Origin of the sequence: Mycobacterium sp. ITM-2016-00318, assembly GCF_002968285.2 — a bacterium.
GTDB lineage: Bacteria > Actinomycetota > Actinomycetes > Mycobacteriales > Mycobacteriaceae > Mycobacterium.
Genome location: NZ_CP134400.1, coordinates 3,116,134 through 3,136,981, shown reverse-complemented (window position 1 = coordinate 3,136,981; position 20,848 = coordinate 3,116,134). Strand labels below are relative to the sequence as shown.

The window sequence follows — 20,848 nt, the reverse complement described above, 5'->3', positions numbered from 1 at the left end:
GGTTGATTCCCGCTAGGTTGGCTACGTGCCTGTCACCTTTGCCGACGTCGCGAAAAGCGAATACATCCTGCTGACCACGTTCACCAAGGACGGGCGTCCCAAGCCGACGGCGATCTGGGCGGCGCCGAGTGGCGACGGCCTCGTGGTCATCACCCAGGAGTCGTCCTGGAAGGTCAAACGCATCCGCAACACCGCGCGGGTGACGATCGCCGAATGCGACCGGGTGGGCAAACCGAGGGGGGAGGCGGTCGAGGCGGTGGCAACCATCCTCGACAAGAACGCCAACGGCGCCACTTACGACGCCATCGGCAGGCGGTACGGCCTGATCGGCAAGGGCTTCTCCTTCTTCTCCAAGCTCAAGGGCGGGATGAAGAGCAACGTTTCGATCGAGCTGAAAGCGGTGAACTGAACACCATGGCCCCGACTTTCAACGACGTCTACGGCGAGAAGTACCTGCTGCTCACCGCATTCACCAAGGACGGAAGACCGAAGCCGACGACGGTGTGGGGGGCTCCCGAGGGCGACAAGCTGCTGATCATCACCGACGACGGGTCGTGGAAGACCAAGCGGATCAACAACACGCCGCGCGTCACCATTCAGAAGGCGGGCATCTTCGGCAAGGCGAAGGGCGAACCCGTGGAGGCGGTGGCGCGCAACCTGCCCGAGTCCGAGACCCGGCGGGTCTACGACAAGATCACCAAGCGCTACTGGTGGCATGCATGGTGGTGGTTGCCGCACACGATCGTCCGCGGCGGCATAGACAAGGTGCACAGCGCGATCGAGGTCACCGCGCCGGCAGCCGGGTAGGAACCACTCGGCGCTCCGAACCGTTGGAGGAACATGGCGATGCGGCTGTTCCTGCTCTACCTGGTGGTCGAACTGGCGGTCGTCGTGGCTCTTGTCTCGACGATCGGCTTCGGCTGGACGGTGCTGGCGTTGCTCGGCACCTCCGTGCTGGGGTTTGCGCTGGCCGGCTCCCAGATCAAACGGCACATCCAGCGGCTGCGGTCCGGTCTGACCACACCGCAGGGCGCCGTCACCGACAGCGCGATGGTCGCGCTTGGCGCCGTGCTGGTGTTCGTGCCGGGAGTTGTGACGACCGTTGCCGGTCTCCTGCTGTTGATGCCGCCCACCCGCGCCGTCGCCCGGCCGGTGCTGACGGCGCTGGCTGCCCGCCGGATGCCTTTGATCACCGTGGTGTCCCGCACGCGAGGAGGACCAGAGGGCTCTGCTGCGGCAAGCACTCGGCGCCAAGCGGGACGCGGCGAGTACATCGACGGCGAAGTGATCGACGTCGTCGACAGCGATGTCGTCGACGTCGAACGCCCGGCGTTGCCGCGCCAGCCCGACTGAGTTGACCACCCTTCTCCGGGGCGGCCGGATTCACAGTCCGGCCATGCCCGACGCCACCGCGATGGCCGTCCGCGACGGCACCGTCGCCTGGCTGGGCAGCGACGAGGTCGGCCTCGCCCAGTTTCCCGACGCCGAGATCGTCGACCTCGACGGCGGCTTCGTCGCGCCTGCCTTCGTCGACAGCCACGTGCACCTCACCTCGACCGGCTTGATGCTCGCCGGGCTCGATCTGCGCGCGGCCATCTCGGCGCGGCACTGCCTGCAACTCGTCGCCGAGTTCGCGAAGGCCAACCCGGACGGGCCGATCTGGGGTCACGGTTGGGACGAGTCCGGGTGGCCGGACGGGCACCCGCCGTCTACCGAGGCTGTGGACACGATCGTCGGCGACCGAACCGCCTACCTCGCGCGCATCGATGTCCATTCGGCGGTGGCGTCGACGGCGCTGCGACGGCTCACGAAAAGCCTCGTCGAGGCGAAGGGATACCACCCGCAGCGGCCGCTGACCGCCGACGCCCATCACCTCGTTCGCGCCGCGGCCAGGCAGCGGCTCACGGTCGAACAACGTGGCCGTGCCCGCGCGACCGCCCTGGACACGGCCGCCGCCAACGGAATCGTCGCAGTCCACGAGTGCGCGGGTCCCGACATCGGAGGCCTCGACGACTGGCACGAACTACGCGAGATCGGGCACGGCGTCGAGATCGTGGGGTACTGGGGCGAGGCCGTCACCGACCGCAGGGAGGCGGAGGACCTCATCGCGCTGACCGGCGCGCGCGGCCTTGCGGGAGATCTCTTCGTCGACGGTGCCCTTGGATCCCGGACCGCCTGGCTGCACGAGCCCTACGCCGACGCGCCGGATTGCTGCGGCAACGCCTACCTCGACCATGACGCGATCACGGTCCACGTGCAGGCCTGCACGCAAGCAGGCATCCCGGCCGGCTTCCACGTCATCGGGGACGCCGCCGTCGGCGCGGTCGTCGATGCGCTCGCGCGGGTGGTCGACCTGCTCGGCGCTCAGGCGGTCGCTCGCTGCGGGCATCGGCTCGAACACCTGGAGATGGTCACCCCGCAGCAGGCGGCCCTGCTCGGCGCGTGGGGCGTCATCGCGAGCGTGCAACCCAACTTCGACGCGCTGTGGGGCGGCGGGTCCGGGATGTACGCGCAGCGCCTCGGCCGCGACCGAGGCCTGCGGCTCAACCCGCTGGCGCTGTTAGCATCCCAAGGCGTGCCACTCGCCTTCGGCTCCGATTCGCCGGTCACCAGCATGAATCCCTGGCAGACCGTGCGCGCAGCGGCCCGGCATCAGACGCCGGGCAGCGCGATATCGATGCGGGCGTCGTTCGCAGCGGCCACCCGCGGAGCCTGGCGCGCGGGCGGGATGCGAGACGGGGTCTCGGGGACGCTCGTTCCGGGCGCTCCGGCTTCGTACGCGGTGTGGGAGACAGACGAGTTGCAGGTCAGCGCGCCCCAGGACGCCGTCGCGCGGTGGTCCACCGACCCGCGTTCGCGGGTGCCCGCCCTGCCCCGGCTCGGCGCGGGCGACCCGCTGCCCAGATGCCGCCGCACCGTTCATCGAGGCGCCGTCATCCATGGCTAGGCGGATGCCGAACCGCGGGCGGCGCCGCGGGGACGACAACACCGACTCGTTTCCAGCCCTGACCGCCGGGGACGCGGTCGACGAGACCGCGGCCGATGACGCGGGCGGCGACGACGCCGCGGCGGCAGCCTCCGAGACGTCGGCCACACGCGACGCGCCGGTCAAACGGTCCGGCGATGCGGTGGTGGCCCGTCTGCCTCGTATCAGCGCCGCGATCGCGGGCGGGCTGCTGCTGTGTCTGAGCTTTCCGCCCTTTGGCTGGTGGTACCTGGCGGTCGTCGCGTTTTCGCTACTGGCGTGGGTGCTGACCCGCGACACCACCAAGCTCGTCGGCGGCCTCGGCTATGGCTTCCTGTTCGGGGCCGCCTTCTACATCCCGCTGCTGCCGTGGACCGGCGAAATGGTCGGCGTCATGCCATGGCTGGCGCTTTCGCTCGTCGAGGCGGTTTTTCCCGCACTGTTCGGGCTCTGCGCCGTCGCCGTGCGCAGGTTGACCGGCTGGCCCATCTGGTTCGCCGGCCTATGGGCAGTCTTCGAGTGGGCCAAGTCGACGATTCCGTTCGGCGGATTCCCCTGGGGTGTTGTCGGTTTCGGTCAAAGCGGCGGCCCGCTGCTGTCGCTGGCGCAGATCGGTGGGGCGCCGCTGGTGTCGTTCGCCGTGACCCTGCTCGGATTCGGGCTCGCCGCGTTGGCGATGGAGATCTTCGACTGGTGGCGAAGCGGCCGCGACCGCAGGCCGGAGTCGGCGCCGCCCGCGGTCGTGCTACCCGGCGCCTGCGTGTGCCTCGTGCTGATCGCGATCGCGGCCATTTCACCCGCGGTCCGGCATTCGGGCGCGGGCGCCGTCGACGAGCCGTCGGTCAACGTGGCCGCCGTGCAGGGCAACGTGCCGCGGCTCGGCCTTGACTTCAACGCCCAGCGCCGGGAAGTGCTCGACAACCACGTGCGCGAGACGATGCGGCTGGCCGACGATGTGCGCGCAGGGCGGGCGCCGCAGCCGCTGTTCGTCATCTGGCCGGAGAACTCGTCGGATATCGACCCGCTGGCCAACCGGGACGCCGCCGATCAGATCGCGGTCGCGGTGGACGCCAGCAAGGCGCCGATCCTGGTCGGCGGTGTCCTCGCGGCGCCGGGCTACACGCGTGACAACCCGGTGTCGACGAACTCGGTCGTCGTCTGGAATCCCGAGACCGGCCCCGGTGACCGGCACGACAAACAGATCGTCCAGCCCTTCGGCGAGTACCTGCCGTGGCGCAGCTTCTTCTCCCACTTCTCGGATTACGCGGACCGGGCCGGCTATTTCCAACCGGGCAGCGGCAACGGCATCGTGGAAGCCGCTGGCGTGCCGATCGGCGTGTCGACGTGCTGGGAGGTGATCTTCGACCGGTCGCCACGCGAGTCTGTCCTCAACGGCGCGCAGGTCCTGACGGTGCCGTCCAACAACGCCACGTTCAACGAGTCGATGAGCGTCCAGCAGCTGGCGTTCGGCAGGCTGCGCGCCGTCGAGCACAACCGCTTCGTCATCGTTGCGGGCACCACCGGGATCAGCGCCGTCATCTCGCCCGACGGCCGGGTGCTCGCTAGCACCCAATTCTTCGAGCCGGCGTACCTGGACATGGCGATCCGGCTGAAAACGCAGCTCACGCCCGCCACGCGGTGGGCTCCGTTGGTGCAGGGCCTGCTTGTCGCGGTCGGCATCGGAGCTCTCATTGCGGCGATACTGCACAATGGACGGTTCGTGCGTGGTCGTCGAAGGGTGACCGACGCCGTCGGTCACGACACACCGCCCGACGAGGGTGGCACCGAAAGAGGAACCTCATGAGCGGCCCTGGGCCAGCGGAACGCCCGAGTCAGCGCACTCTGGTCATCATTCCCACCTACAACGAGCGGGAGAACCTGCCGTTGATCGTCGGCCGGGTGCACATCGCCCTGCCCGACGTCCACATCCTCGTCGTCGACGACGGCAGCCCGGACGGGACCGGTGAGCTCGCCGCCGAACTGGCGCTCGCCGACCCGGACCGGGTGCATGTCATGCACCGTAAGACCAAGGACGGACTCGGCGCGGCCTACCTGGCGGGCTTCGCGTGGGGGCTGAGCCGCGAGTACTCGGCTCTGGTCGAGATGGACGCCGACGGCAGTCACGCACCCGAGGAGCTGCACCGGCTGCTCGATGCGATCGACGGCGGCGCCGATCTGGCGATCGGATCGCGCTACGTGCCCGGCGGCGCCATCCGTAACTGGCCGCGTCGCCGGTACGCGCTTTCCAAGACCGCCAACACCTACGCCAGGGTGTTACTCGGCGTGGATGTGCACGACATCACTGCGGGCTACCGGGCCTATCGACGCGAGGTGCTGGAGAAGATCGACCTCGGCGCCGTCGACTCGAAGGGCTACTGCTTCCAGATCGACCTGACGTGGCGGGCCATCAACAACGGCTTCACCGTCGTCGAGGTGCCGATCACCTTCACCGAACGCGAGTTGGGCGTGTCGAAGATGAGCGGATCGAATATCCGCGAGGCGATGGTCAAGGTCGCGGAGTGGGGTATCCGCGGGCGGCTGGATCGCGCCCGCGGCGTGGTGCGCTAGAAACCCGTCAGCTGCCGCGGCGGCGGGTCTTGATGATGTCGAGCCTCTCCTTGAGCAGCTCCTCGAGCTCCTCGACGGAACGACGCTCCAGCAGCATGTCCCAGTGGGTACGCGGCGGCTTCACCTTCTTCGGCTCTGGAATGTCACCCTCGATGAGAGTGCCCTCCATACCGTTGCGGCACTGCCAGGTGCCAGGGATTTCGGCGTCGTCGGCGAACGGGACGTCGAACTCCTCGCCGTTGTCGGTGCGATAGCGGGCGACCTGACGCGGCGCCAGGTCGTGGTTGCGGTCGGTCTCGTAGCTCACCGCTCCGAGCCGACTGCCTCTCAAAACCCGATCAGCCATTCGTCAACACTCCTCGAAAACTCATATTGTCCGGATCGAACAACGCAGCACACTTGCTACGAGTTCCCGACTCAGCCCTTCATGATACCGGGATATGCGTGATGTCCGGTCTACAGTCGGGTTTCGTGGAGACCTTGACCAGAACGCGCCGACGTCCCCAATCGTGCCGCTGGTGTGGTCGTGAAGTGGCCGATGCGGGTCTGGGCAGGCGGCGGCAGTACTGCAGGCAGTCCTGCCGCCAGCGCGCCTACGAGCAGCGGGCCCAGGTCAAGGGCACGGCGTTGGCCCCCGATGCGGTGGTGCTGACCGCGGATGAGGCCGCTGAGCTATCCGATCGCGTTTACCAGGTCAGGTGCGCCGCCGAGGATGTCGCAACGGCGATCGACGAAGGCGCGGAGGCCACGGAATTGCGGGAACTGTGCGACGCTCTGATGCGCGCGGCCAAGGCGGCCGACGGCTGGCGATAGGGGACCCCAGCTTGTGGCGCTTCGATCAATTCGTCCTCGACACCCAGCGCTACGAACTCCGTAACGGAGATGCGGTGGTGCGCGTCGAGCCGCAGGTGTTCGACGTCCTGACCCAACTGGTGAGCCACCACGAGCGCTGCGTCACCAAAGAAGAGTTGTTCGACGCGGTATGGGGCGGAAAGTTCGTGGGCGAGGCGGCCCTGACTAGCCGGATAAAGGCGGCGCGGCGGGCACTGGGCGACGACGGCGAATCGCAGCGCTACATCAGGACGGTGCGCGGCCGCGGATACCAGTTCGTCGGGACGGTCGTCGACGACGCGGCTGCTGCCGCGGTCCCGCCGCAACCACCGGAGGAACCGCCGCCGCCGCGACAGCACATCGCATTCTGCCGGGCCGCCGACGGGGTGCGGCTGGCCTACGCGGTGGCAGGGGACGGCCCACCGCTTGTGCGCGCCGCGAACTGGATGACCCATCTCGGCTACGACATCGAGAGCCCGGTGTGGCGACACTGGGTGCGCGACCTCTCGCTCCGGCACACCTTCATCCGCTACGACGAACGCGGCTGCGGGCTATCGGATTGGAGCGCAAACGAATTCGGCTTCGACGACTGGGTCAGCGATCTGGAGTCGGTCGTCGAGGCGCTCGGACTGGAGAGCTTTCCGCTGCTGGGCGTGTCCCAGGGCGGCGCCGTAGCGGTCGCGTACGCCGCCAGGCATCCAGACCGGGTCACCAAGCTGGTGCTGTGCAGCTCGTATGCGCGGGGTCGCGGCACCCGAGCGATCAACGAGGAGGAGAAGCGCGCCGCGGCACTCGACCTCGAGCTGGCCCGCGTCGGTTGGGGCCGCGACGACCCGGCGTTCCGGCAGGTGTTCGCTGCGCAGTTCATTCCCGACGGCACGCGCGCCGACTGGGCCGCCTTCGACCAGCTGCAGCGTCGCACCACCTCACCCGAGAACGCAGTGCGGTTCCTCCAGGAGTTCGGCCGCATCGACGTGCGCGACGAGGCGGGCCGAGTGGCGTGCCCGACGCTGATCCTGCACTCCCGTGACGACCACCGGCAGCCACTGGGCGCCGCCGAAGAGCTCGCCGCGCTCATCCCCGATTCCCGTCTTGTCGCACTCGACAGCAACAACCACCTGCTCACGGCCGACGAACCCGCGTGGCGGGTCTTCCTGGACGAAGTGCAGGCCTTTCTGGCCGAGTGAGCTGCGCACTGCCCCGCAGATCTCCACGCAATCTCCATGCATTCTTCATGTGCGGCAGCCGTCGGCGATCCATGCTGATCACATGAAAAATCACATCCGCATCCTGCTACTGGGTGTCATCGCACTCCTTGCGTTCGGCGCCCTGTCTGCCTGCTCGAGCGGCACGAAGGAAGCGACGGAGACCTCGGGGACCACGGAATCCGCGAAATCCCCCCAGGCCTCCGGAACTTCCGCCACGCCCGCTCCTGCCACCGCATCACCGTTCCCGCAGTCGGCGAAGTACATCGCCGACACCAAGTCGCCCGACGGCAAGCCGATGGTGATCGGTATCGCGGTCGACGGCACCGAGATCGCCGCATACGCCTGTAACGGCACCGACGACGAAGCGTGGTTCTTCGGCAACCAGAAGGACGGGAAGATCGACATCACGTCCCGCTTCAAGGACACGCTGCGCGCCGAGTTCGACGGCAAGGACGTCGTCGGCGACCTCACGATGAACGGCGTCGCCTTCAAGTTCAGCGCGCCCGCCGTCCCTGCGCCCGCCGGCATGTACACCGCCGTGCTCAACGGTGTGCGCGCGTCCTGGGTGGTCCGTCCGGACGGCAGCGCGACCGGCGTGCAGTTCAACGGCGGCATCAGCGGCCGCGACTTCGAACAAGCCGAGTTGCAACAGCTCAACGAGCAGCAGTTCCGCAACAGCGTGCGCAACAAGCGTCAGCTGCAGCAGGCCGAGCAGATCACGCAGCTGGCCAACCAGTCGGCGAGGTCGACGATCAACGGCACGGAGGTCACGCCGGTCGTCGTGAACGGCAACTTCCGGTTGTGATGCCGAACACAACTGCATAGCGTTCGCTCAAATGGCCCTGCCGGACTGCGCTTTTCGAAGCGCAACCGGCGGGGCCGTCGTTTCGTTTCCATCAACCAGAATTCAACCCTTCACCGGTGGCCTGGCCCCCCATAGCGTCGAGCCACCGTGAGTACACCATTCGAGCTGACCGCAGCACCGACCATCCATGGGCGGCGAACGGACCGCAAGTGGACCATCATCCGATGGGCCTCGCCGGTGGTCCTACTCGCCCTGTGGCAGCTGGGTAGCGCGATGGGCCTGATTTCCCAAGACGTTCTGCCTGCCCCCTCGTTGATCCTCGAGGCGGGCGTCGAAGTCGTCGAGAACGGCCAACTCATCGACGCGCTGCGGGTCTCGGGCCTTCGGGTGATCGAGGGACTGCTGCTCGGCGGGATTCTCGGAGTCGCGCTCGGTACCGCAGTGGGCTTATCACGCTGGTTCGAGGTGACGGTTGACCCGCCGATGCAGATGGTGCGTGCGTTGCCGCACCTGGGACTCATCCCGCTCTTCATCCTCTGGTTCGGCATCGGCGAACTGCCGAAGGTTCTGCTTGTCGCCCTCGGGGTGAGCTTTCCGCTGTACCTGAACACGTTCTCCGCCATTCGCCAGGTCGACCCGAAGCTCCTCGAAACCGCTCAGGTGCTCGGGTTCTCGTTCTGGCAACGGTTCCGGATCATCATCGTGGGAAGCGCTGCGCCGCAAGTCCTTGTCGGCTTGCGCCAGTCGCTCGCAATCGCCTGGTTGACGCTGATCGTGGCCGAGCAGATCAATGCTGACAAAGGCATCGGATTCATGATCAACAATGCGCGCGACTTCCTGCGTATCGACATCATCATCTTCGGCCTGACCGTGTACGCACTGCTCGGAATCGGCACCGACGCCGTCGTCCGGGCGCTGGAACACCGAGCCATGAGGTACCGCACATGACCTTACTCACCGACCGGCCGACCGCCCTGGCAGCCGAACTGCGCGACGTGAACAAGTGGTACGGCGAACATCACGTGCTCTCTGATGTGTCCCTTGCGATCGACAAGGGCGAGATCGTCGCGCTGATCGGGCGCAGCGATTCCGGCAAGTCGACCGTCTTGCGGGTGCTCGCCGGCCTGTCGAAGGACCACACGGGCAGCCGCACCGTGGCGGGGTCGCCGGCCATGGCCTTTCAGGAGCCGCGGCTGTTTCCATGGCGTGACGTGCGCAGCAATGTGGCCTACGGCCTGAACCGGACCAAGCTTCGCGGGGCGGAAGTGAGGGCACGGGTGGAGCGGGCGTTGGCCGACGTCGGCCTGGCCGACCGGTCGACGGTCTGGCCGTCGACGTTGTCCGGCGGTCAGGCACAACGCGTTTCGCTGGCCCGAGCGCTGGTCGCCGAACCCGAATTGTTGTTGCTGGATGAGCCGTTCGGCGCACTCGATGCGCTCACGCGACTGACGATGCGCGGTCTGCTGCTCGAGTTGTGGCGCGAACACGGATTCGGCGTGCTGCTTGTCACCCATGACGTCGACGAGGCCGTCGCGCTCGCCGACCGGGTGCTGGTTCTCGACGAGGGCCGGGTGGCCTACCCACTCACCATCGACGATCCCCGCCCGGCGGCAGGGAAGACCACCGCCGATTCGGAGCACTACCGCGCCGACTTGCTGGACAAGCTCGGCGTGCACATCTGACGAAGAACATCCCAGGAAGGATTCCCATGTCCGCATCCCGGCGGTCGTTGACGTTTCGCTTCGCCGTGCTGGCGATGCTCGTCGGCCTGACCGCAGCGTGCGTTTCGCGTGAGGACAGCTCGGGCGTCGAAGCGGCGCCCGCAACCGTGCCGCTGTCCGAATTGTCCGGTCTCACACTGCAGGTCGGCGATCAGAAGGGTGGGACTGAGGCGTTGTTGACCGCGGCGGGCGCACTCGAGAACCTGCCGTACAAGATCGCGTTCTCCACCTTCACGTCGGGACCGCCGCAGATCGAGGCGGCGACGGCGGGCAAGATCGATTTCGCCATCACCGGCAATACCCCGCCGATCTTCGGCGCCGCGTCCAACGCGAAGGTCAAGGTGGTGTCGGCATACGACGGAAGCGGCCGCGGCGATCGGATCCTGGTGCACGCCGATTCGCCGGTTCGCGCCGTGACCGACCTGCGCGGTAAGCGGATAGCCGTCGGCAAGGGCAGCTCGGCGCACGGCAACGTGCTGGCCCAGTTGAACCGTGTCGACCTCTCGCCGTCCGACGTCACGTTGGTGTTCCTGCAGCCCGCCGACGCGCTCGGGGCGTTCGCCAATCGACAGGTCGATGCGTGGGCGGTCTGGGACCCCTACACCGCCCAGGCGGAAGCCGACATCCCGGTGCGCAGCATCGCGCAGGCCACCGGCATCACCAACGGCGCGGGCTTCGGCGTCGCGTCCGACGAGGCGCTGGCCGATCCGAAACGGAACACCGCCGTCGGCGACCTGCTGGTCCGGTACGCCAAGGCGGTCCGATGGGCGAAAGACCATCCCGACGAGTGGGCGCAGAAGTATGCCTCCGACGTCGGTCTGGACCCGAAGGTCGCCGCCGCCGCACAGGGACGCAGCCTGCGGTTGCCGACCGCACTGTCCGACGAACTGGTCGGCACCGAACAGGAGCTGGCCGACCTGTTCGCCGAATCGAAGCAGATCGCGACCGCGCCGGAATTCGACGACTGGGTCGACCGGCGTTTCAGCGACGCGCTCAACCCCTTGCTGATCGACCGGTAGGAGCGATATGCCATCCGCCAAATTCTTCTGGTTCTTACCCACCAACGGTGACAGCCGCTCCATCGTCGGCGCCTCGCACGCGTCGTCGGGTCATGTGCTGCCGCCGAACTACCGGCCACCGACCCGTCGTTACCTCGCTGAGGTGGCCCGTGCCGCCGACCGGCTCGGCTACGAGGGCGTGCTGACGCCGACCGGCACATGGTGCGAGGATGCGTGGCTCACCGCGTCGGCGCTGCTTGCCGAAACAGAACGGCTGAAGTTCCTCGTCGCGTTTCGGCCAGGCCTTGTGCCGCCAACGCTGGCAGCGCAGCAAACCGCGACGTTGCAACGGTTCTCGGAGGGCAGGGTGCTGCTGAACATCGTGAGCGGCGGTGACGACGCCGAGCAGCAGCGCTTCGGTGACTGGCTGAACCACGACGAGCGCTACGACCGCACCGGTGAATTCCTGCACATCGTGAACACGCTGTGGCGCAAGGAGTCGCTCGACTACGAGGGCAGGTTCTACACGGTCTCCGACGCGCGGGTTTCCGCGCCGCCAGATCCGCTGCCGGAGATCTACTTCGGGGGGTCGTCGCCCGCCGCGCTTCCGATCGCCGCCGAGCACGTCGACGTCTACCTCACCTGGGGTGAGCCGCCGCAGGCGGCCGCCACCAAGATCGAGCGGGTACGCAAGCTCGCCGAGGAGCGCGGTCGCGCGGTGCGCTTCGGCATCCGGCTGCACACCATCAGCCGCGACACCTCGGCGGCCGCGTGGGCGGTGGCCGACGAATTACTGGCCGAGCTGTCTGGAGAGCAGATCGCCAAACAGACTGAGCTGCATGCCAAGTCGGAATCCGAAGGGCAACGGCGGATGACAGCGCTGCACGGCGGCCGCATCGACCATCTGGAGATCTACCCCAACCTGTGGGCGGGTGTCGGCCTGGTCCGCGGCGGGGCCGGTACCGCGCTGGTCGGCAGTCACGAAGAGGTCGCGAACCTGATCTACGAGTACCACTCGGTCGGGTTCGATGAGTTCATCCTGTCGGGGTACCCGCACCTCGAGGAGGCCTACTGGTTCGCCGAAGGCGTGCTGCCGCTGCTGCGCCAGAAGGGCGTCGCCTGAGACTCAACAACTGTATTTCGCGCCGATACCGGCGGGTGGGGCCACCTTCTGCAGACACCCGAAGGGAACGATGCCCGCGTCACTGAACCTGGCGGCGGACTGATTGGCGTAGTTGACGCAGTACAGCCCCGCCTCGTCTGAGCGACAGCGGTAATCGGAGAAGGCGAGCGTCTGACCGTAGGGCAACTGCGGCCCCATGCCGTTGGCGAACCGGCCGGGATCACCGTGGGCCGAACCGATTTCGATGCTGGGGCCGGCGAAGTCGACCCATCCGCCCTTCCACTGCCCGTAGACGTCGGGCGGTTGCAGCGGCGGAATGGTGAGGTCGACAAGGCATGCCAGGGCGCCGTCGAAGTTCTTCGAGTCGGTCATGCACTGCGACTTGCCCGATGGCGTGGTGAACGCGACGTCTTCGCCCAACTGCGTCACGGTGCCCTCCCGGGTCGCGGTGTGGAACTGCGCCGCGTCGGCGGTCTGGCCGGACTCGACGAACGCGATCACGTCGGCGATCTGCGCACCCGGTTCCGGCGGTTTCGGCGGGGTCGTCGCGGTGGTGGGCGTGGTCGTCGATGGTGTCGACGCTGCCGACCTCTGCGGGGCCGACAAGGCTGGGTTCGTCTGCTCGGCGTCTCTGCCTACCCCCTGTGAACAGCCCGCGACCAGCACAGACGCGGCGATGAGCACGGCAATCCGCATATCGGCCAGGCTAGCGAACCCACGTCGGGATACGGGCGAGGCGCGGCGCGGCGAGTTGATTGGATACCGTCGATTCATGCACGAACACGTTGTCCGTGTCACGACCAAGTCCGGGACCGTCGAGGGTTTCACCCGCGACGGCGTGCACCGCTGGCGGTCGATTCCGTTCGCGCAGCCGCCCACCGGCCCGCTGCGGTTCCAGGTGCCTAGGCCTGTGCAGGCGTGGCGTGGCGTTCGCCACTGCCACGCGTTCGGCAACTGCGCTCCGCAGCAGCGCATGTACACCGCGCTCGGCGTCGGCAAGTACCAGACGATGGGGGAGGACTGCCTGACGCTGAACGTCACCATTCCGAAGCGTAAGCGCGACGAGCCGATGCCCGTGATGGTCTTCATCCACGGCGGCGGCTACCTCCTCGGCAGCTCGGCGACGCCGATCTACGACGGCGCGGCATTGGCCCGCAAGGGCTGCGTGTACGTGTCGGTCAACTACCGGATCGGTGCGCTCGGATGCCTTGACCTGTCGTCACTCTCCACCCGTGAGGTGCCGATCGACGATAACCTCTTTCTGCGCGACCTCGTGATGGCGTTGCGCTGGGTGCGCGACAACATCGCGGTGTTCGGCGGGGATCCCGACAATGTGACGATCTTCGGCGAGAGTGCCGGCGCGCAGGCGGTCGCCACACTGCTGGCCGTGCCCGCCGCGAAAGGGCTGTTCGCGCGTGCCATCTCGGAGAGCCCGGCCAGCGGCATGGTGGGCACGAAAGAGGTCAGGGCACAATACGCCGAGCAGTTCGCCGCGCTGGTGCGGGGAGACGAAACAGACGCGGCCCGCGCATTGATGGCGGCCAGGCCCGCCGATCTGGTCAAGGCCCTCGACACACTGATCAAGCAATCACAAAAGAGCAAGCTCGGCGCCTTCGCGCTCGGCCCGACCACTGGCACCGACTATCTACCGCTCGACCCGTTCGAGGCCATGCGGACCGGCGCGGCCCACCCCGTACCTCTGATCATCGGCAACAACGCCCATGAGGGCAGGCTGTTCACCCGGTGGCTCAAGTTGCTGCCAACGAACGCGGCGATGATCGAGGCCCTGCTTGGCGATCTCGACGCCGAACGCCGCGACCGCATCACCTCTGCTTATCCGGGCTATCCGAACGAGGGCGCGTGCGTCCGGCTCGGCGGTGATTTCGCGTTCGGCACCGCCGCATGGCAGATCGCCGAGGCGCACAGCACCCATGCCCCGACCTACCGCTACCGCTACGACTACGCGCCGCGCGCGTTGCACCTGGCTGGGCTCGGCGCCACCCACGCGACTGAGTTGTTCGCCGTCTTCGATGTGTACCGGACAAGGTTCGGCTCGCTGCTCACGGCGGCAGCCGACGGCCGGTCTGCGCGCCGGGTCTCCGACGATGTCCAGACCCGCTGGCGTGAGTTCAGCCGCACCGGCGTGCCGGGCCCCGACTGGCCCGTCTATACACATGCAGACCGTGCGGTGATGGTCTTCGACCGCAAGTCCCGCGTCATCCACGACCCGCACGCCGAACGTCGCATCGCCTGGGAAGGCTTCACGCTCGCGACACGGTGAGCGAAACCGCCTGCGCGCGATCACCCCATGTGATTGCGTGATCGGGTGAACCATCCACTGGATCCGTTGTCGGCAGACGAGTTCGCGGCGGTGGCGGCGATCCTCGGGCGCGAACGCGGGGTGGGGGCCGGAGCCGGGGGGCCGGCGACATCAGACCCCCGAGCCGGGGGGCCGGCGACATCAGACTTGGGCTGGCGGATCGCTTCGATCGAACTCGTCGAGCCGACAAAGGCCGAACTGGCCGATCTCGAGGGCGGCGGAGTGACTCCGCCGCGCCGCGCGGAAGCGGTCTGCCTTCAGCGCGCGAACAACGCCACCTACAAGGGCGTGGTCTCGCTGGACGACGACCGGGTCGAGTCGTTCGACCACATCCCCGGTGTCCAGGCCAACTTCACCGTCGACGAGTTTCTCGAATGCGATGAGCTGGTGCGTAAGCATCCGGAGTTCATCGCGGCCCTTGCCAGGCGCGGCATCACCGACATGGACCTGGTGTTCGTCGACACCTGGACCTACGGCGATGCGGTCGCTCCGCCGGAATTCCGCGACCGGCGGATCGGCTGGTCGGACACCTGGCGCAAGGACGGGCCCGGCCAGAGCCCCTATGCCCACCCGATCAGCGGGCTGCACTGTGTCATCGACGTCAACTCGATGGAGGTGCTGCGCGTCGAGGACAACGGCGGCGTGGACGAGCCGACCGTGATGGGCGAATACGTGCCCAAACACATCCCTGAGCGAATTCGCGCTGCGTCGCGGCGCGAGCCGCTCAAGCCGCTGCACCTCACGCAGCCAGAAGGGGTGTCGTTCACGCTCGACGGCAACCTGCTGGCGTGGCAGAACTGGTCGCTGCGGATCGGGTTCAACCACCGCGAAGGGATGACGCTCCACACGATCCGCTATCGGGACGGAGACCGCAACCGCTCTGTGGCACATCGGATCTCGCTCGCGGAGATGATCGTGCCCTACCGCGACTCCTCGGAGGACCACTACCGGCGCACCGCATTCGACATCGGCGAATGGGGCCTCGGTTTCATGACGACCTCGCTGGAGCTCGGCTGCGACTGCCTTGGCGAGATCCGCTATCTGGACGCCGTGCTGCACAACAGCAAGGGCGAGCCGTACACCATCACCAATGCCATCTGCATCCACGAGGAAGACAACGCCGTGCTGTGGAAGCACGTCGACCACGATGCGGGCGCCGAGGTGCGCCGGATGCGCAGGCTGACGATCTCGTTCCACGTCACGGTCGCCAACTACGAGTATCTGGTCTACTGGCGGCTCTATCAGGACGGCAACATCGAGTGCGAGATCCGCGCCACCGGCATCATGGTGACCACACCGGTGGCGGCAGGACAGCCGCACCCGAACGGGACGCTGGTCGACGAACGCACGTATGCGCCCTTCCATCAACACTTTCTGGTGGCCCGCCTCGATATGGATGTCGACGGCGGTGACAACACCGTCTTCATGTCGGAGTCCTACGCCGAGCCGATCGGCCCCGACAATCCGTACGGCCTTTCGGTGGTGTTGCGCAACGTCGCGTTGAAGACCGAGAGCGAGGGCATGCAGGACGTCGACTTCTACACACAGCGGTCGTGGAAGGTCGTCAACACCAACGTGGTCAACGGGCTGGGTACGCATCCGTCGTACAAGCTGGTGCCCAGCGGCGCGCTGCCGATGATGTTCGACGAGAACTCACCGGTCTTCAAGCGCGCGAACGTGATCGGTCACACGCTGTGGGTGACACCCAACAGCCGAGCTGAACGTTGGCCGGCAGGAGAATTCGTCAATCAGTCCGCGAGGGACACGGGGCTCGCGGAATGGACCAAGGCCGACAGGAACATCGAGAACACCGACGTCGTGCTCTGGTACGTCTTCGGCATCCACCACATCACCCGACCCGAGGACTGGCCGGTGATGCCGGTCGACGTAGTGTCGTTCTGGCTAAAGCCGTACGGCTTCTTCGACCGGAACCCGGCCCTCGACGTCGTCGGCACCCCGCCTGACACCTGCCACACGGAGAGCACGAGTGCCGGACACTGACATCGAGCGGCCGGACGACCTGACCGCCGACTGGCTGACGGCTGCCCTCGGTGCGGGCACCGTCGCGGACTTCCGCACCGAGCGGATCGGCACCGGACAGATGAGCGAGTGCTACCGCGTCACGTTGACCTATGCCGAGGGCCAGACCGGACCGGCCTCGGTGGTGCTCAAGGTCGCCGCCACCGATCCGGCAAGTAGGCAGACGGGTCTTGCGCTGGGTCTTTACGAACGCGAGGTGCGGTTCTACACCGACATCGCGCCGCGCATCGGCGGGCCGGTCGCGCCCTGTTACAGCTCCGGATTGGACGCCGAAACGGGGGTGTTCCACCTGCTGCTCGGCGATGCCGCTCCGGCGTCGGTCGGCGATGAGATCCGCGGTGCCACAGTCGAACAGGCCATGCTGGCGATGTCCGAGCTGGGCCACGTGCACGCGCCGTTGCTTGGTCAGACGGCCATGGCCGACGTGGAGTGGTTGAACCGCGAATCGCCGATGAACCAGGCGCTGATCGCTGCGCTGTACGCCGGGTTCGCCGAACGCTACGCGGACCGCATCGCGCCCGCGCATCGCGAAGTGTGCGAGCGATTGGTCGCCTGCTTCGACGCGTACGTCGCCGAAGCGCCGGACCTCGTGCACGGCCTGGTGCACGGCGACTACCGGTTGGACAACATGCTGTTCGGGCAGCCGGGTGCCGACCGGCCGCTCACCGTGGTGGACTGGCAGACCGTCACCTGGGGCCCGGCGACCATGGACGTCGCCTACTTCCTCGGCTGTGCGCTACCCGACGACGTGCGGCGCGACAACTACGAAGCGCTGCTGCGTGCGTACCACGATGCGCTCGGACCCGATGCGGCGCTGAGCCTCGACGACGTTCGCGAGGGCGTGCGCCGCCAGTCCTTCTTCGGTGTGATGATGGCGATCGTCTCGTCGATGCTCGTGGAGCGCACCGAACGCGGCGATGAGATGTTCATGACCATGTTGCGACGACACAGTCAGCACGTGCTCGACACCGACGCGTTGTCGACGTTGCCTGCGGCGGCGCCTACGGTGGCGCTGCAGCCCACCGCCGACGACGAGGGAGCGCACCCGCCCGGCGCCGAACCGTTGTGGAGCGAGAGCTGGTACGCCGACTTCGTCGACGAGGTGCAGAGAATCGGCGGCTGGTTCCGGCTGGGGCTGATGCCCAACGAGAAGGTCGCATGGGTCAACGCGCTGCTGTGCGGGCCGGACATGCCGACCGTCGCGGTGAACGACTTCGAGGTCGCGTTGCCCGGCGATCCGGCCGCGGTTCGGACCGACGGTTTTGAGTTGACCCATGAGGCCACCGCGCCTTTGCAGGTCTACCGCGTTCGGCTGACGGGCAGCGGTCAGGCGTACGACGATCCGTCGGCGCTGCTGCGCGACGAGCCGGGCCGACCCGTCGAGGTGTCGCTTGATCTGCTCTGGACCACGGTCGGCATCCCGTACCAGTACCGCCTGACTCCGCGGTACGAGATTCCGTGCACGGTGTCGGGCACCGTCAGCTTCGGTGACACGGCGATCGAGGTGACTGACGTCGCCGGACAACGCGACCACTCGTGGGGTGTGCGTGACTGGTGGAGCATGGAGTGGGTGTGGAGCGCCCTGCACCTGCACGACGGAACCCATCTGCACGGTGTCGACCTGCGGATTCCCGGGGCGCCGCCGATGGGTGTCGGCTATGTCCAGCCGCCGGGTGCGCAGCTGATCGAACTCCAGTCGGTCACGGCTAGGGAAACCTTCGGTGCCGACGACCTTCCTGTCGCGACCGAGCTGACACTCGAGCCGACAGACGTCAGGGCCACGGCAGAGATCATGGGAAACGCGCCGGTACTGCTGACGTCACCCGACGGCCGCCTCAGCCGCTTCCCGCGTGCATGGGCGACGGTCAGGACCGCCGACGGCCGCACCGGGGTCGGGTGGCTGGAGTGGAACCGTAACCAACGGTGACGGCTGCCAAGTCGATTGGTCGCCGCCTACCCGCTGAAAAATCTGACATCTATGCAACGTTCGGTCCAAGACGAATGCTCTCGCCGACACCGGGTAACCCGCGTGCCATGAGCGAAAAAGAATTCAAGAAGGGCGACAAGGTCACCTGGCAGAGCCACGGCAGCACGGCCGAGGGCAAGGTCGAAAAGAAGATCACCTCGAACACCGAGGAAGCGGGCCGCAAGGTGAAAGCGTCGAAGGAGTCGCCGCAATACAAGGTGCGCAGCGACACACGCGGCGGTGACGCCGTCCACAAGCCTGATGCGTTGAAGAAGAAGTGACCGGTGTCCGACGACAACCGTCGGCTACACGAAACGTCATCTCGCGCAACGTCCGTCGGGGGACGTGAAGGACAGCGCGTGGCGGTACTCGTTGATGAACTGGGGACACGATCCCGTCAAGAGTAGGGGCTAGAGCCCGGCGCTGCCGTCGTCCAGTTCGTCTCGGCGCAGGCCCATTGGAGTGGCAGCCGGTACGTCGCCACCCGCGACGACCGTTCTCGCGATCGGCGTGAGCGCCTGAAACAACGGTTCGACCTCGGCGTCGTCGAGCCCGTCCAGTGCGCTCAGCGCCAACTCGTCGGTGGTGTCTTCGATGCGCTGCTTGAGGCCGCGTCCGGCATCCGTCAGTTCGCCGTTTGAAGTCAGCAGACCACGTTGGGCCAGCCGGTCGGAGAGATGGTGCCACTGCGCTTCGTCGTAGTCCCGGCTGCGCATGATCATCTCCTTCGGCACCCGTCCGGCCGCGGCGTGCAGAACGTTGGACTCGCGTCCGGACAGTCCCACCGACGTCAGCACCGCGACATGGCCATCGCCGCGGTGCTCGCGCAGCAGTGTGGTCGCGTGCCACAGCGCGGCCAGCGGTTCGGAGGGCCACGGCAGCGCCGCGTTGGCGGCGAAAAGAAGCCTGCCGTCGAGGGGTGCACTGCGTGCGGCCTTGGCGGCCAGGTCGGCCGCCGTTTCGACACTGTCGTCGGTCAGCCCGTAACGGCGCAGAGTCGCCACGGCGGAGACCTGCCGCGCGCGAAGCGCTGCGTCGGGTGGAGCCACTTCCCATGCCGCGGGCAGTGCCTTGGCCACCCGGGTGGCGGCGAAGTTGTAGAACGCTGCGGTGACGACTTCGTTGGGCACGATTCCCAGCGGCGCGGACCGACCCGCGAAGTACCCCATCCAGAAACCGCGGTATCCGAGACCGTCGAACGACGCCCTGCTTTCCGGCGAAAAGTACGTGACGGCATGCACCGGTTCGAACCGATCGAAAAATCGACGCGCCAGGCGCGGCTCACGGCAATGCTGCACAGTAGTGACTCCTATCAAATACCAGCAGGCTCGGTGTATTCCTCCACTGCCGTGCTGGCTGCGGCCGGAATGCTGTGCTGCGGCGCTATCCGACTGCACGGCTGCAGCGGCTCGAATGTACCCACGGTCTCCAGGCAGGCGTTGCAGGAGGACATGGCACAACGCGACGACCGGCTAGCGCGGTGAGGCCGCATCATGATCGGCTTCGGCGGTGGACTCGTCGGCGACGGCGGCGACGGCCTCGTCGATGATCGCGCGCATCGCATGCTCGGCGGCGGCCTCATCCCGGAGCCGGATCGCGCGGGCGACTTCGTCGTGCAATTCGATGGCCACCGGATTGGGTGTCGTCGGCATCATGTGGTGATGGGTCCGGCCGGTCAGGATCTCGGCTACCACGTCGTTGAGGGCCCGGAACATCTCGTTGCCGCTGGCTTCCAGCAGTGTGCGATGGAAGACCTTGTCCGCCAGAAGATAAGACTCGAGATCGCCTGCTCGCCCGTGAATGACCATGTCCGAAACCGCGGCTGCCAGGATTCGGCACTGATGTGGGTCGGCGCGGCGTGCGGCCAGTGCGGCCGCGGCGGGTTCGAAGCCCCGCCGCAACTCCGACAGCGAGACCAGAACGGCCGCGCGGTCGTCGGATTCCAGCCGCCACCGGATCACCACCGGGTCGAAGACGTTCCACCTGTCCGACGGCTGGATCGTGATTCCGACCCTGCGGCGCGACGCCACCATGCCCATCGACTCGAGCACTCGGATCGCCTCGCGGGCGACGCTGCGGGAGACCCCGTGCTCCGCGCTGACCCCCTCGAGCGTGAGCACCTGGCCCACCGGGTACCTCCCGGACGCGATTCCGGTGCCGAGTGCGGCCAGCAGATTGCGATGCAAGGCGCCGACGTTTGAGGGCGATGCCACTCATACATGCTGTCATACGTTTGCTAGTGCCTGCTAAGAACAGATCTTTTTGTTGCAGGCTTGCAATCATATGACTATTGAGGCAATCTG

21 protein-coding genes and 1 pseudogene are annotated in these 20,848 nt (G+C 67.2%); 18 read left to right on the top strand and 4 right to left on the bottom strand.

The features are described 5' to 3' along the window. Positions 1–25: 25 nt before the first annotated feature. The 6 genes from C6A82_RS15470 to C6A82_RS15445 are packed head-to-tail and all read left to right on the top strand — an operon-like array spanning position 26 to position 5,533. Positions 26–409 (top strand): PPOX class F420-dependent oxidoreductase, encoded by a 384-nt coding sequence (locus C6A82_RS15470; protein ID WP_105341382.1) that lies wholly within the window; start codon positions 26–28, stop codon positions 407–409. 5 nt (positions 410–414) lie between these two features. After that, positions 415–807: a PPOX class F420-dependent oxidoreductase gene (locus tag C6A82_RS15465; protein WP_105341384.1), complete on the top strand. Its 393-nt coding sequence runs from the start codon at positions 415–417 to the stop codon at positions 805–807. A 33-nt stretch (positions 808–840) separates the two neighbouring features. After that, a complete protein-coding gene (locus C6A82_RS15460; protein ID WP_311101368.1) occupies positions 841–1,353 on the top strand; it encodes an FxsA family protein in 513 nt (170 codons plus the stop codon). Between the two features lies 1 nt (position 1,354). Beyond that, positions 1,355–2,947 carry an amidohydrolase gene (locus C6A82_RS15455; protein ID WP_105344186.1) on the top strand — a complete coding sequence of 531 codons (1,593 nt, stop codon included), beginning with the start codon at positions 1,355–1,357 and terminating at the stop codon, positions 2,945–2,947. Next, a complete protein-coding gene (gene lnt, locus C6A82_RS15450) occupies positions 2,940–4,769 on the top strand; it encodes an apolipoprotein N-acyltransferase (RefSeq protein WP_311101367.1) in 1,830 nt (609 codons plus the stop codon). The genes C6A82_RS15455 and lnt overlap by 8 nt, the downstream gene beginning before the upstream one ends. Next, complete coding sequence (locus C6A82_RS15445; protein WP_105344182.1) at positions 4,766–5,533, top strand: polyprenol monophosphomannose synthase; 768 nt, start codon at positions 4,766–4,768, stop codon at positions 5,531–5,533. The genes lnt and C6A82_RS15445 overlap by 4 nt, the downstream gene beginning before the upstream one ends. Before the next feature lie 7 nt (positions 5,534–5,540). Here the strand turns inward: C6A82_RS15445 and C6A82_RS15440 are convergent, their stop codons facing one another. After that, positions 5,541–5,879: an RNA polymerase-binding protein RbpA gene (locus C6A82_RS15440; RefSeq protein ID WP_105344181.1), complete on the bottom strand. Its 339-nt coding sequence runs from the start codon at positions 5,877–5,879 to the stop codon at positions 5,541–5,543. A gap of 101 nt (positions 5,880–5,980) precedes the next feature. On the opposite strand from C6A82_RS15440, the gene C6A82_RS15435 reads away from it, so the two are divergent. The 7 genes from C6A82_RS15435 (at position 5,981) to C6A82_RS15405 (ending at position 12,219) form a co-directional block, all read left to right on the top strand. After that, the gene (locus C6A82_RS15435; RefSeq protein ID WP_105344179.1) at positions 5,981–6,346 is read left to right on the top strand and encodes a hypothetical protein; all 366 of its coding nucleotides are present in this window, start codon (positions 5,981–5,983) and stop codon (positions 6,344–6,346) included. An 11-nt stretch (positions 6,347–6,357) separates the two neighbouring features. Next, positions 6,358–7,551 (top strand): alpha/beta fold hydrolase, encoded by a 1,194-nt coding sequence (locus C6A82_RS15430; RefSeq protein ID WP_105344177.1) that lies wholly within the window; start codon positions 6,358–6,360, stop codon positions 7,549–7,551. Between the two features lie 82 nt (positions 7,552–7,633). Beyond that, positions 7,634–8,377 (top strand): hypothetical protein, encoded by a 744-nt coding sequence (locus C6A82_RS15425; RefSeq protein WP_105344175.1) that lies wholly within the window; start codon positions 7,634–7,636, stop codon positions 8,375–8,377. A 147-nt stretch (positions 8,378–8,524) separates the two neighbouring features. Further along, a complete protein-coding gene (locus C6A82_RS15420) occupies positions 8,525–9,325 on the top strand; it encodes an ABC transporter permease (protein ID WP_233216874.1) in 801 nt (266 codons plus the stop codon). Then, the gene (locus tag C6A82_RS15415; RefSeq protein ID WP_105344173.1) at positions 9,322–10,059 is read left to right on the top strand and encodes an ABC transporter ATP-binding protein; all 738 of its coding nucleotides are present in this window, start codon (positions 9,322–9,324) and stop codon (positions 10,057–10,059) included. The genes C6A82_RS15420 and C6A82_RS15415 overlap by 4 nt, the downstream gene beginning before the upstream one ends. A 65-nt stretch (positions 10,060–10,124) precedes the next feature. Beyond that, positions 10,125–11,117, top strand: a complete 993-nt coding sequence (locus tag C6A82_RS15410) for an ABC transporter substrate-binding protein (RefSeq protein ID WP_396836815.1) — start codon at positions 10,125–10,127, stop codon at positions 11,115–11,117. Between the two features lie 7 nt (positions 11,118–11,124). Next, entirely contained in the window at positions 11,125–12,219 is a 1,095-nt protein-coding gene (locus C6A82_RS15405) for an LLM class flavin-dependent oxidoreductase (RefSeq protein WP_105344169.1), read from the top strand. A gap of 3 nt (positions 12,220–12,222) precedes the next feature. On the opposite strand, the gene C6A82_RS15400 is transcribed toward C6A82_RS15405, so the two are convergent. Further along, positions 12,223–12,915: a hypothetical protein gene (locus C6A82_RS15400; protein WP_105344167.1), complete on the bottom strand. Its 693-nt coding sequence runs from the start codon at positions 12,913–12,915 to the stop codon at positions 12,223–12,225. A gap of 76 nt (positions 12,916–12,991) precedes the next feature. Here C6A82_RS15400 and C6A82_RS15395 point away from each other — a divergent pair, with 76 nt between their 5' ends. From C6A82_RS15395 to C6A82_RS15375, 5 genes and pseudogenes are all read left to right on the top strand, one after another. Then, on the top strand, positions 12,992–14,500 hold the full coding sequence (locus C6A82_RS15395; RefSeq protein ID WP_105344165.1) for a carboxylesterase/lipase family protein: 1,509 nt from the start codon (positions 12,992–12,994) through the stop codon (positions 14,498–14,500). Between the two features lie 45 nt (positions 14,501–14,545). Then, on the top strand, positions 14,546–16,540 hold the full coding sequence (locus C6A82_RS15390; RefSeq protein ID WP_311101366.1) for a primary-amine oxidase: 1,995 nt from the start codon (positions 14,546–14,548) through the stop codon (positions 16,538–16,540). Next, complete coding sequence (locus C6A82_RS15385; protein WP_105343743.1) at positions 16,527–18,506, top strand: phosphotransferase; 1,980 nt, start codon at positions 16,527–16,529, stop codon at positions 18,504–18,506. Before C6A82_RS15390 ends, C6A82_RS15385 begins: the two co-directional genes overlap by 14 nt. Positions 18,507–18,613: 107 nt before the next feature. Further along, entirely contained in the window at positions 18,614–18,826 is a 213-nt protein-coding gene (locus C6A82_RS15380; RefSeq protein ID WP_105343741.1) for a DUF2945 domain-containing protein, read from the top strand. Positions 18,827–18,854: 28 nt separating this feature from the next. Continuing rightward, positions 18,855–18,959 (top strand): annotated as a pseudogene (locus C6A82_RS15375) (DNA-binding protein); the annotation flags it as partial. Here C6A82_RS15375 and C6A82_RS15370 read toward each other — a convergent pair. Both C6A82_RS15370 and C6A82_RS15365 read right to left on the bottom strand, forming a co-directional pair. Next, entirely contained in the window at positions 18,956–19,843 is an 888-nt protein-coding gene (locus C6A82_RS15370; RefSeq protein WP_105343739.1) for an SCO6745 family protein, read from the bottom strand. The pseudogene C6A82_RS15375 and the gene C6A82_RS15370 sit on opposite strands and share 4 nt — an antisense overlap. Before the next feature lie 174 nt (positions 19,844–20,017). Next, the gene (locus tag C6A82_RS15365) at positions 20,018–20,758 is read right to left on the bottom strand and encodes a FadR/GntR family transcriptional regulator (RefSeq protein WP_105343735.1); all 741 of its coding nucleotides are present in this window, start codon (positions 20,756–20,758) and stop codon (positions 20,018–20,020) included. Positions 20,759–20,848 lie beyond the last annotated feature (90 nt).

Excerpts from the sequence above, each read along its gene's own strand:
- C6A82_RS15465 (WP_105341384.1), top strand. The coding sequence starts at position 415 with ATGGCCCCGACTTTCAACGACGTCTACGGCGAGAAGTACCTGCTGCTC.
- C6A82_RS15460 (WP_311101368.1), top strand. The coding sequence starts at position 841 with ATGGCGATGCGGCTGTTCCTGCTCTACCTGGTGGTCGAACTGGCGGTC.
- lnt (WP_311101367.1), top strand. The coding sequence starts at position 2,940 with ATGGCTAGGCGGATGCCGAACCGCGGGCGGCGCCGCGGGGACGACAAC.
- C6A82_RS15445 (WP_105344182.1), top strand. The coding sequence starts at position 4,766 with ATGAGCGGCCCTGGGCCAGCGGAACGCCCGAGTCAGCGCACTCTGGTC.
- C6A82_RS15440 (WP_105344181.1), bottom strand. The coding sequence starts at position 5,879 with ATGGCTGATCGGGTTTTGAGAGGCAGTCGGCTCGGAGCGGTGAGCTAC.
- C6A82_RS15435 (WP_105344179.1), top strand. The coding sequence starts at position 5,981 with ATGTCCGGTCTACAGTCGGGTTTCGTGGAGACCTTGACCAGAACGCGC.
- C6A82_RS15425 (WP_105344175.1), top strand. The coding sequence starts at position 7,634 with ATGAAAAATCACATCCGCATCCTGCTACTGGGTGTCATCGCACTCCTT.
- C6A82_RS15415 (WP_105344173.1), top strand. The coding sequence starts at position 9,322 with ATGACCTTACTCACCGACCGGCCGACCGCCCTGGCAGCCGAACTGCGC.
- C6A82_RS15405 (WP_105344169.1), top strand. The coding sequence starts at position 11,125 with ATGCCATCCGCCAAATTCTTCTGGTTCTTACCCACCAACGGTGACAGC.
- C6A82_RS15400 (WP_105344167.1), bottom strand. The coding sequence starts at position 12,915 with ATGCGGATTGCCGTGCTCATCGCCGCGTCTGTGCTGGTCGCGGGCTGT.
- C6A82_RS15395 (WP_105344165.1), top strand. The coding sequence starts at position 12,992 with ATGCACGAACACGTTGTCCGTGTCACGACCAAGTCCGGGACCGTCGAG.
- C6A82_RS15380 (WP_105343741.1), top strand. The coding sequence starts at position 18,614 with ATGAGCGAAAAAGAATTCAAGAAGGGCGACAAGGTCACCTGGCAGAGC.